This window comes from Solimonas fluminis (assembly GCF_002930645.1).
GTDB classification, from domain to species: Bacteria; Pseudomonadota; Gammaproteobacteria; order Nevskiales; family Nevskiaceae; genus Solimonas_A; species Solimonas_A fluminis.
The window spans coordinates 1-10604 of sequence record NZ_PSNW01000022.1 but is presented as its reverse complement, the minus strand read 5'-3'; the positions used below and the strand labels follow the sequence as shown (position 1 = coordinate 10604).

At 68.8% G+C, this 10604-nt stretch carries 10 protein-coding genes and 1 pseudogene; 7 read left to right on the top strand and 4 right to left on the bottom strand.

Translation table 11 applies throughout. The features are described from left to right. Positions 1 to 355: 355 nt before the first annotated feature. Entirely contained in the window at positions 356 to 1120 is a 765-nt protein-coding gene (locus tag C3942_RS21650) for a hypothetical protein (protein WP_104232456.1), read from the top strand. A gap of 7 nt (positions 1121 to 1127) precedes the next feature. Here C3942_RS21650 and C3942_RS21645 read toward each other — a convergent pair whose 3' ends face one another. Then, entirely contained in the window at positions 1128 to 1733 is a 606-nt protein-coding gene (locus tag C3942_RS21645; RefSeq protein ID WP_104232455.1) for a TetR/AcrR family transcriptional regulator, read from the bottom strand. Positions 1734 to 1830: 97 nt separating this feature from the next. Here C3942_RS21645 and C3942_RS21640 point away from each other — a divergent pair, with 97 nt between their 5' ends. The 3 genes from C3942_RS21640 to C3942_RS21630 all read left to right on the top strand — a co-directional run bounded on the left by C3942_RS21640 (position 1831) and on the right by C3942_RS21630 (position 5410). Beyond that, on the top strand, positions 1831 to 2130 hold the full coding sequence (locus C3942_RS21640) for a hypothetical protein (protein WP_104232454.1): 300 nt from the start codon (positions 1831 to 1833) through the stop codon (positions 2128 to 2130). A 265-nt stretch (positions 2131 to 2395) separates the two neighbouring features. Next, positions 2396 to 3859, top strand: coding sequence for an aldehyde dehydrogenase family protein (locus tag C3942_RS21635; RefSeq protein WP_243393709.1), 1464 nt, complete (start codon positions 2396 to 2398; stop codon positions 3857 to 3859). An 87-nt stretch (positions 3860 to 3946) separates the two neighbouring features. Then, positions 3947 to 5410 carry a class I adenylate-forming enzyme family protein gene (locus C3942_RS21630; protein ID WP_104232457.1) on the top strand — a complete coding sequence of 488 codons (1464 nt, stop codon included), beginning with the start codon at positions 3947 to 3949 and terminating at the stop codon, positions 5408 to 5410. Between the two features lie 145 nt (positions 5411 to 5555). On the opposite strand, the gene C3942_RS21620 is transcribed toward C3942_RS21630, so the two are convergent. After that, positions 5556 to 6335: an SDR family NAD(P)-dependent oxidoreductase gene (locus C3942_RS21620; RefSeq protein ID WP_104232452.1), complete on the bottom strand. Its 780-nt coding sequence runs from the start codon at positions 6333 to 6335 to the stop codon at positions 5556 to 5558. A 137-nt stretch (positions 6336 to 6472) separates the two neighbouring features. On the opposite strand from C3942_RS21620, the gene C3942_RS21615 reads away from it, so the two are divergent. The 3 genes from C3942_RS21615 to C3942_RS21605 all read left to right on the top strand — a co-directional run bounded on the left by C3942_RS21615 (position 6473) and on the right by C3942_RS21605 (position 9581). Then, entirely contained in the window at positions 6473 to 7699 is a 1227-nt protein-coding gene (locus tag C3942_RS21615; RefSeq protein WP_104232451.1) for a CaiB/BaiF CoA transferase family protein, read from the top strand. Between the two features lie 18 nt (positions 7700 to 7717). After that, on the top strand, positions 7718 to 8008 hold the full coding sequence (locus C3942_RS21610) for a hypothetical protein (RefSeq protein WP_104232450.1): 291 nt from the start codon (positions 7718 to 7720) through the stop codon (positions 8006 to 8008). Between the two features lie 79 nt (positions 8009 to 8087). Next, positions 8088 to 9581, top strand: a complete 1494-nt coding sequence (locus C3942_RS21605; protein WP_104232449.1) for a class I adenylate-forming enzyme family protein — start codon at positions 8088 to 8090, stop codon at positions 9579 to 9581. 13 nt (positions 9582 to 9594) lie between these two features. Here the strand turns inward: C3942_RS21605 and C3942_RS21600 are convergent, their stop codons facing one another. Together C3942_RS21600 and C3942_RS21595 are read right to left on the bottom strand one after the other, a co-directional pair. After that, positions 9595 to 10287, bottom strand: a complete 693-nt coding sequence (locus C3942_RS21600) for a TetR/AcrR family transcriptional regulator (protein ID WP_104232448.1) — start codon at positions 10285 to 10287, stop codon at positions 9595 to 9597. A 7-nt stretch (positions 10288 to 10294) separates the two neighbouring features. Then, positions 10295 to 10604: pseudogene (locus tag C3942_RS21595) on the bottom strand (amidohydrolase family protein); the annotation flags it as partial.

Genomic DNA, 10604 nt, shown 5'->3' with positions numbered 1-10604 from the left:
GGCGCCACGTGCAGCGTCGGCGCCGTCTTCAGCTCCTCGCCAGACAGGTGCGCCTTGAACATGTCCGGCGGCTCGCTGATGTGATCGTCCACGCTGATCAGCACCATGTCGTTCATCTTCATGGGGGTCTCCTCGGCAAATGTTCAAGGCACCGTGTGCCCGGCGCCCGGGTGGAAGCGGAAGCGCCGCCCGGAGGCAGCGCAGTGTCCTGTTATCGCACAAACCTTTAATTTAATCAACAGTGGTGTTTATTCTTTCACGGGCAGGGAACACTGCCGCCGGGGCGCTTGACCCCTAGTCACCATTGATGTCTATTTCCGGACACGAAAACGAAGCGAGAGGCCGGCGGCTCCCCATGGCGCTTTACACGACCATCCACCTGCACAACGTGCCCGCGGGGCGCGAGGCCGAGTACGCCGCCTGGTTCGACGGCCCGCACCGCCAGGCGCTGGCGGCGCTGCGCGGCTTCCGCGAGACGGACCGCTACGAGGTGACGCCGCAGCAGATCATGCCGGACATCCCGCAGCCCTGGCGCTTCCTGAGCGTCTACGACTTCGACCTGCCCTCGCCCGCCATCGACCTGCCCGCGCTGGGCCCGCTGATCGCCGCGGCGCGCGATGCCGGCCTGGTGGCGGACGACGAGACCGAGCGCCTCTACAGCTACGAGATGTACACGGACTGGAAGATCAGCCCGAACTGGAACCGCGCGGAGCCGCTGTCGGGCGTCAGCATCATCCTTGCCAACTACGTGCCCGGGCGCCATGCCGAGTACCAGGACTGGTACGAGAACGTGCACAGCGTGGAGGTGATCAACGTGCCGGGGCACGTGGGCATGATGCGAGGCAAGCTGTCGGCGCTGCAGATCGAGCCGCGGCACTACTGCCCGGGCGACCAGCTGGTGCTCTGTGCCCAGCAGACCGACAACCTGCTGTTCACGCTCAAGGATTTCAGCGCCCGCGCCGGCGGGCGCAGCCCCAGCGGCATCGCCATGCAGCCACGCTCCGCGTCCGGCTCCACGGCGCGCACGGTGCACTACTTCCGGAAGGTCAGCGGCAGCCGCTTCTGGCCGGGCGGCATTGCCTATGCGGGCGACCTGTCGGTCTACCGCGACCTGCTCTGAAGCGCGCTCAGGCCTTGCCGCGCGCCGGAGGCTTGCGCCCCGGCACCAGGGCCGGCTCCACCACGTTGCGATGATGGATTTCCGCAATCTCACGGATCGGCAGCGGCCGGGGCTGGCGCAGCCACCAGGACAGCAGCTCAAGCGTGCCGCTCACCACCAACAGGGTCACCACCTCGAAGGGTGGCCAGGTCCTGGGGGGAGAGCGCTCCGCCGCGATCTCCATGGAGACGCGCAGCAGTTCCGCGCGCAGCGCACCGGCGGCCCCGCCGTTGAGCAGCGTGGTCCACAGCGCGCGATGCTGCTCGACGTAAGTGAAAAGCGCCTCGGAGCCCGCACGGGCGCTGCGGGCGTCCATCACCGGCATCACCAGTTCGATCAGGCTGCGGATCTGCGCGGCAGCGAGATCGTCAAGCAGGGATTCCTTGGTGGGATGGTGCCGGAAGAAGGTCGTATAGCCGATGCCGGCGCCCGCCGCGATGTCGCGGATGGTGATCTGGTCCAGCGGCTTGGACTCGAGCAGGTCCAGCAGCGCGGCGCGCAGCGCCTCGCGCGTGCGCACGGCACGGGCGTCGCTCGCCGTCGACAGGTGCGGCCGGTAGATCTTGTTCGTCATCCCGATGGACTACGCGCTGTTGGCTTTATGCGAACTATTGTATTTCACATCCCGGGGCGCTTACCTGCCCCGGTCCTTGTCACAACAGGAGCCACCCATGTCAGTCGCAGGAAAATGGAAGATCACCATCAAGTCACCCACCGGCCCGCAGAACACCATCCTGGAGCTGCAGGAACAGGACGGCAAGGTCACCGGCGCCCAGAGCGGCCAGGGCTCGACCACCGAGATCAGTGACGCGACCTGGGACGGCAGCAAGCTGTTCTGGATCAACCATGTCGTCAAGCCGATGAAGATGAAGGTGGAGTTCACCGCCACCGTCGACGGCTCCAGCATGACGGGCAAGGTCAAGGCCGGCTTCATGGGCTCGTTCCCCTTCACGGGCGTGCGCGAAGCCTGAGCGGCAAGGGACGGTTTCACGAAGAAGCGGCTCCCGGGCATCCCGGGGCCGCTTTTCTTTTTGGTTCCCGGCAGGGAAGACAAGCGGATGTTCCCCAGCGGCGGCCGCTTGACTTAATGAACAACGTTGATGACTATAGTTCTGCAGCCATGGCGCTGCCGAGCCGCAAGCGCACGAAGGTTCTGGCTATCCCATGGCCGCCCAAGAACCGATTCCAACTTGACCGTGCATGCAGCAAGACTTGCCGCATGAGGAGACCCAGACCGTGAGCCTTCCCGAAGCCCTGCTGTACATCGACGGCAAACTGCGTCGCGCCGCCGGCGACAAGACCTACGACAACATCGGCCCCTGGACCGGCGAGGTGATCGGCAAGGCGGCGGATGCTTCGGCCGCGGACGTGGATGAGGCCATCGCCGCCGCGCGCCGCGCCTTCGACGACACCGACTGGTCGCGGAACCACGCGTATCGCTTCGAGTTGCTGAAGAAGTACCGGGACCTGCTGTTCGCCAATCGCGGCAAGCTGGTGCAGATCGCGCGCGACGAGGTGGGATCGGCCATCGGCGCCGCCGCCCGTGCGCAGATCGACGGCGCGCTCGGCGGCTTCGACAGCCTGCTGGCCTGCTATGCCGACGTGAAGTGGCAGGAAGACCGCGGCATCAAGAACGAGTACGGCTTCGACACCAAGCGCCTGGTGACCTACGAAGCGGTCGGCGTGGTCGGAGCGATCACGCCCTGGAACGTGCCGCTGTACGTCAATGTCGGCAAGGTGGTCGCCGCGCTGCTGGCCGGCTGCACGGTGATCCTGAAGCCCGCGCCGGACACGCCGCTGATGGGCAGCTTCATGGGCGAGCTGGCCGCGGAGGCCGGCTTCCCGCCGGGCGTGTTCAACATCGTGACATCGGCCGATCCGGCCATGGCCGGCGAGATGCTGACCAGGGACCCGCGCGTGGACCTGATCTCCTTCACCGGCTCGACGGCGGTGGGCAAGAAGATCATGGAGAACGGCGCCGCCACGCTCAAGCGCGTGTTCCTGGAGCTGGGCGGCAAGTCGGCCTACATCGTGCTGGACGACGCGCCGAACTTCCCGATGGTGGTGATGGGCTCGATGGTGGTGTTCCACGCCGGCCAGGGCTGCGCCTACCCGACGCGCCTGCTGGTGCCGCGCAGCCGCTACGAGGAAGCCGTGAAGGCCCTGGAGATGGCCTATGCCGGCTTCGCCGGCAAGTGGGGCCTCTACGACGAGCCGACCTGCATCATGGGTCCGCTGATCTCCAAGCGGCAGCTGGAACGCGTGAAAAGCTACATCGACATCGGCGTGCAGGAAGGCGCGCGCCTGCTGGCCGGCGGCAAGGTCCGCACGGACAAGGGCGGCGGCTTCTTCATCGAGCCGACCTGCTTCGTCGACGTGCGCAACGACATGCGCATCGCCCAGGAGGAAATCTTCGGCCCGGTGCTGACGGTGATCCCCTACGACACCGAGGAAGACGCGATCCGCATCGCCAACGACAGCATCTACGGCCTGGGCGGCGCGGTGTTCGGCAGCACCGAGCGCGCGCTCAAGGTGGCCAAGCGCATCCGTGCCGGCGCGCTGAGCGTGAACGGCGGCATGAGCATCACCGGCGACCTGCCCTTCGGCGGCTACAAGCAGAGCGGCATGGGCCGCGAGTGGGGCCGCGAGGGCATCGAGGAATTCCTCGAGACCAAGGCGATCGGCATCCGGGCCTCCTGAGCGCCACATGACGAAGGCGGCGCGGGCCTGCCTGCGGGTCTGCGCCGCCTTTCCCTTTGGCAGAGCGTGCTCGCGGGACTGCAGTTCATGAACACCGGGCTCGACGCATCCTGTGCCGCGGCGCTGGCACGCCCGGCGGACCGGCCGGCGATCGAATACGAAGGCCGCTGGCATTCCTGGGGCGAACTGCGGCAATTGGCCGACCGCCTCGGCAGCCTGCTGGACGCCAGCGGCGCGCCGCCGGAGGCCCCGGTGGCCTTCGTGCCGCGCAACCATCCCGCGGCGCTGGCCGCCCTGCTGGGCCTGATCGCGGGCCGCCGTACGGTGCGCATGGCCTATGCGTTCCAGTCGCCGGAGGCCCTGGCGCGGGATTTCGGGCGGCTGGAGCCGGCGGTGGCGGTGCTGGCGGCCCGGGACTGCAGCGGGCCGGTGCTGGCGGCACTGCGGCAGCGCGGGAGCGCGGTCATCGCACTGGATGGCATGGAGGCGAAGGCTCTTCCGGGCCTGGAACGCACGCGGGACTCCCTCGTCCCGGAGCCGCTGCCGCCGCGCGTCGAAATCCTCACCAGCGGCACGACCGGCCCGCCGAAGCAGTTTGCCGTCAGCTATGAACTGATTGCCCGGCATATCGTGGGCCCGCTGGGCGGCGACCTGTCGGCGGCGACGCCAACCCTGCTGTTCTTCCCGCTGGGGAACATCTCCGGCCTCTATGCCAGCCTGCCGCCCCTGCTGAAGGGCCAGCGCGTGGTGCTGGCCGAACGCTTCAGCGTCGCGGGATGGCACGACTACCTGCGGCGCTACCGGCCGGAGGCCGGTGGCCTGCCGCCGGCCGGCGTGCAGATGGTGCTGGATGCCGGGCTGCCGCCGGCCGACCTGGCCTGCCTGCGCCGCCTCGGCACCGGCGCGGCACCGCTGGACCCGACCGTGCAGCGCGCCTTCGAGGAACGCTACGGCGTGCCCATCCTGCTGTCCTACGGCGCCACGGAGTTCGGCGGCCCGGTCACGGCAATGACGCTGGAGCTGCACGCCGAATGGGGGCAGAAGAAGTTCGGCAGCGTGGGACGTGCCCTGCCCGGCGCGCAGCTGCGCGTGATCGACCCGGACAGCGGCGAGCTGCTGCCGGCCGGTCGCGAGGGCGTGCTGGAGGTGGTGTCGCCGCGCATCGGGCCGGACTGGATCCGCACCTCGGACCTGGCGCTGATCGACGAGGACGGATTCCTGTTCCACCGCGGCCGCAGCGACGGCGCGATCATGCGCGGGGGCTTCAAGCTGCTGCCGGAGACCATCGAGCGGGCGCTGATGCGGCATCCGGCGATTTCCGCAGCCGCGGCCATCGGACTCGACGATGCCCGGCTCGGCCAGGTGCCGGCCGTGGCGGTGCAGTTCCGGCCCGGGGCGTCGGCGCGGATCGACGAGCTGGAATCGCACCTGCGCCAATATTTGCCGGCGACGCATGTCCCGGTGCACTGGCGCTTCGTGGAGGAACTGCCGCGCACGCCCTCGCTGAAGGTGGAGCGCCCGGCCCTGCGCCGGCTGTTCGAGACGGGCTAAGCCGGCTCAGGCCACCAGGCGCGGCGCGCGCTGGCGGAACTCGCGCGGCGTCACGCCGGTGCTGCGCCGGAAGGCGAAGCAGAAGCCCGAGGGCGAGGCGAAGCCAGGCTCAGGATCGGCACGAACGGACCTCTTCAGGGATTCCTCAACGGGGTTGCATGCGGATCGCGCCATCCAGGCGTACGGTCTCGCCGTTTAAATAGCCGTTGCGGATCATCTCCAATGCCAGGCTGGCATATTCGTCCGCGTGCCCCAGGCGCGGAGGGAAGGGCACCATGTTGCCGAGCGCCTCCAGCATCTGCGGGGTGGCCCGCGACATCGCCGGTGTGTTGAAGATGCCCGGCTGGATGGTGTTGACGCGGATGCCCTCGCGCGAAAGGTCGCGGGCGATGGTCAGGGTCATGCCGACGATGGCGGCCTTGGCGGCCGAGTAGGCGGCCTGCCCCATCTGCCCTTCGGTGGCGGCGGCAGAGGCGGTGTTGATCAGCACGCCGCGCTCCCCGTTCACCGGCTCCAGCGCCATCATGCCGGCCGCGGCCCGGGTGATGCAGCGGAAGGTACCGACGGTGTTGAGCTTCAGCACCCACTCGAACTTGTCGCTGGGGAAGATGTTGATCTCGCCGGTGTTCTTGTCGCGGCGGGCGGTGGGAATGGCGTTGCCGCCGCCGGCACAGCACACCAGCACGCGCTCCTGGCCGTGGGCGGCACGGGCCTTGGCGTAGGCGGCGTCGACGCTCTCGTCGCTCAGCACGTCGCACTGGCAGAACAGCGCGCCGGTCTCCGCCGCGGCCTTCTGCCCGACATCCTCGTTGAGATCGAAGATCGCGACCTCTGCGCCGGCCTGCCGCAGGGCCTTGACCGTGGCCAGGCCCAGGCCGGAGGCGCCGCCGGTGACGACGGCGGCCAGTGAGGAATCGATTTTCATGCTTGCTCCGGGCGGAAGGCCCCAGGGGGCCCTGTAGGTATGGGTCTGTGCAGCGTGGGACATTTCTAGCGCACCCCAGGGCTATATGCAACAATGTTGTTGATTAGTATGATCGCGCCCAAGATGGAGGAAGTCTCATGACGCAGGTGATGAAGGGCATCCGGGTGCTGGAAGTGGCCCAGTTCACGTTCGTGCCGGCGGCCGGCGCGATCCTGGCCGACTGGGGCGCCGACGTGATCAAGATCGAGCATCCGCAGCGCGGCGACACGCAGCGCGGCTTCATCAACATGGGCGGCATGAAGATCAACCCGCTGCGCCACACGATGATGGAGCATCCCAACCGCGGCAAGCGCAGCGTGGGCGTGGACATCTCCACGCCGGAAGGCATGCAGGTGATCTACGAGATCGCCAGGACGGCCGACGTGTTCCTGACCAATTACCTGCCCTCGCAGCGGCAGAAGATGAAGTTCGACGTGGAGCACATCCGCGCGATCAACCCCCGGATCATCTACGCCCGCGGCAGCGCCTATGGCGACAAGGGCCCGGAGCGCGATGTCGGCGGCTTCGACGGCACCGCCTTCTGGTCGCGCAGCGGCGTGGGCCACGCCATGTCGCCCGAGGAACTGGGCGGGCCGCTGGCCCAGGGCATCGCCGCCTTCGGCGATTCCATCGGCGGCATGAACATCGCCGGCGGCATCTCGGCGGCGCTGTTCCACCGCGACCGCACCGGCGAGGCCATCGAGCTGGACGTGTCGCTGCTGAGCACCGCCTGGTGGGCCGCCGGCAGCGCCATCGACCTGTTCATCGAGGCCGGCAAGGTCATGCGCAACCGCATGCCCTCCTCCGGCGGCAACCCCGGCAATCCCTTCACCGGAAACTACCGCACCTCGGACGGCGGCACGATCAACCTCTGCATCCTGACGCCGGGCCCGCAGATCCGCGACACCTTCACCCATCTCGGCATCCCGGAAGCCGCGGACGATCCGCGCTTCTCCGAGGCCAAGGCACTGATGACGAACTGGAAGGAGGCCGGCGAGCTGATCGCCGCGGCCTTCGCGGCCAGGCCCTTCGAATACTGGCGCCAGCACCTCAAGACCATGAAGGGCCAGTGGGCACCGATCCAGAGCCTGCTGGACCTGGCCTCCGACGAGCAGGCCCTGGCCAACGACATGCTGTTCGAGGTGGAATCCAGCGACGGCGGCGCGCCGATCAAGCTGGTGCGCGGCCCGGTGCAGTTCAACCACCAGCCGGTGAAGACCACGCGAGCCCCGCAGGCCTCCGAACACACCGAGACCTTCCTGATGGAGCTGGGCCTGGAGTGGGAGCGCATCGAGCAGCTCAAGGCGGCCGGCGCCATTGCCTGAAGACCTTTTGAAGACGACATGAAGCCTGGAAAGAAACTGAAGAGTGCCGCCTGCGACACCGAGGTCATGGTGGTCCGCGGCAGCGACGTGGTGCTGGAATGCGGCGGCGTGCCGATGGGGGACGAGCGTCCGCCCGAGAAGGCCGCGCTGAACCCGGCCTTTGCCGAAGGCACCAAGATCGGCAAGCGCTATACCGATGCCGCCGGCAGCGTCGAACTGCTGTGCACCAAGGCAGGACAGGGCTCGCTGTCGATCGGCGGCGTGGCGCTGCAGCCGAAGGACGCGAAGCCGCTGCCGTCTTCGGATTGAAGGTGCGAGCAGCGTGGAGGGGCCCCACGCAGTGGGGATCCTAGCGTCGTGAGTCGCCGGACAAGCTGAGCACCTACCCATGAATCTCTCGCTAATCCTGCAGATGGCAGCCGAGGCCGAACCCGGGCGCATCGGGCTGGTCTGCGACGGCCGCCGCTGGTCCTACGGCGCCCTGCTGCGGGCCGCGCAGGGCGCGGCCTCGCGCTTCTCCGCCAGCGGCGTCGGCTACGTCGCCCTGCTGGACGAGAGCAGCGAGGCCGCCGCCATCGCGCTGTTCGGCGCGGCGCTGGCGGGTGTTCCCTACGTCCCCCTCAACTACCGCCTGGCCGATGCCGACCTGGCGGCGCTGCTCAAGCGCGTGGCGCCCGCCTGGGTGATCGGCGATGTCGAGCGCGTCCGGCGGCTGGACCCGGACAGCGGCCATCAGCTCTGGAGCCGCGGCGACTTCGTGGCCGTGGCCGAGCAGGCCGCGCCCATCGCAGGCGAGCCCCCCGAGGCCGGCGTCGCGGTGCAGATCTTCACCAGCGGCACCACGGCGGCGCCCAAGGCGGCGTTGCTGCGCCACGCCAACCTGCTGTCCTACATCCTGGGCACGGTGGACTTCGGCTCCGCACCCGAGGACGACGGCGCCCTGGTCTGCGTGCCGCCCTATCACATCGCCGGCATCGCAGCGTTGCTCAGTTCGATCTACGCCATGCGCCGCATCCTGCTGCTGCCGGCCTTCGAGCCGGACGCCTGGCTGCAGCTGGCCGCCGGGGAAAAGGCCAGCAACGCCTTCGTCGTGCCGACCATGCTGGGCCGCATCATCCAGCGCCTGGATGCCGGCAACCGGCCGGAGCTGCCGGCGCTGAAGGCCATCGCCTACGGCGGAGGCAAGATGCCGACGGAGCTGATCGAGCGCGCGCTGACGCTGTTCCCCCAGACCGACTTCACCAATGCCTACGGCCTGACCGAGACCAGCTCGACCATCGCCCTGCTGGGGCCGGAAGACCACCGCAGCGCCCACCAGGCCAGCGACCCGCAGGCACGGGCACGCCTGGGGTCGGTCGGCCGCCCCCTGCCGACGGTGGAGATCGAGATCCGCGACGAGGACGGCAGGCCCCTGCCGGCCGGGGAACGCGGCGAGATCTACGTGCGCGGCGAACAGGTGTCCGGCGAGTACCGCGAGCGCAGCGCGCTGGATGCCCAGGGCTGGTTCCCGACCCGGGACGCCGGCTGGCTGGACGCGGAGGGCTACCTGTTCCTGGCGGGCCGCGCGGACGACGTGATCGTGCGCGGCGGCGAGAACATCTCCCCGGGGGAGATCGAGGAGGTGCTGCTGTCGCACCCGGCCATCGCCGATGCGGCGGCGGTGGCCGTACCCTCCCTGGAGTGGGGCGAGGCGGTGGGCATCGCGGTGGTGGTGCGGCCGCCGCACGAAGTCCCCTCGGAAGAGGAACTCAAGAAGCTGATCCGCGACCGCCTGCGCTCCTCGCGCGTGCCGGATCGCGTCGCCGTGCTGGAGGCACTGCCCTACAACGAGATGGGCAAGCTGCTGCGGCGCGAGGTGCGCAAGCTGTTCCAGGCTTCCTGAGGAGCCCGCGCCGCTAGCGGCGCGGCTTCTTCGCGGCCGCGACCTGGGGCATCTTCGCCTGCAGCTCCGGGAACTCCTCCGGGCGCATGGTGCCGGACAGGCTCAGGCGCAGCATTTCGTTGGTGAAGCGCTGTACCAGCTCCTGGCGTTCGCGCGCCGTGCGCGCACGGGAGCGCACGAAGACCGGCCACAGGAAGGTTCCGATCAGCATGATCACCGAATGCACTTCGGTGTCGATGCCCGGCTGGGCACGGTCCGAGCGCGCGAACTTCTCGAACAGCGTCTTGTAGTGATGCCAGAAGGGATCGCTGGCCGGCTGGCTGGAACTCAGCACCTCGAATAGCCAGGCACGGCCCAGCTCGGGATTCTCCATCGCGAACCCGGCCATCCGCTCGACCACCCACTGCGGATCGCTGGGCGCCACGGCATGGACGCTGCTGCCGTCGCCGAACACCGCGCGCCTCAGGTTTTCGCTGACCCAGGCGGTAGTCGCCTCCAGGAGTTGCTCGCGCGTCTGGAAGTGCTGGTAGGCGGTGCCGCGGTTGACGCCGGCGAGTTGGGCCACCTGCGAGACGCTGAGGCCCTCGGGGCCGTCCTTGGCCAGCAAGCTGCTGGCGGCCTCCAGGATCGCGGCGCGGGTCCGCGCCGGGTCCTGGGGGCGCCGCTGCGTCTTGGTCCGCGGGCCCGGGCGAGTCTGATCCAGCATCGCTGNCTCAGGCGGCCTTGGAATGGTGGGAGAACATCTTCATGAGGTCGCCGGAGGTGATCGGGCGGGCCTGCTCGCCCTCCGCCAGCGGCTTGGCGCCGCCGCTGGACACCGGCGTGGTGTCCACCCCATCGGCCTTGGCCTTCGCCCGCAGCGCCCCCACCGTCAGGTCCTCGCGACGGTGGTGCTTGAACGGGTCGAAGTTGAAGAAGCGCATCGCGTTGCCGTGCGTGACCTTGTCGATCTGCGCATCGGTGAGATGCCGGATGCTCTTGTACAGGTACTCCGGAACCTCCGGCCACAGGCTGTCCGAATGC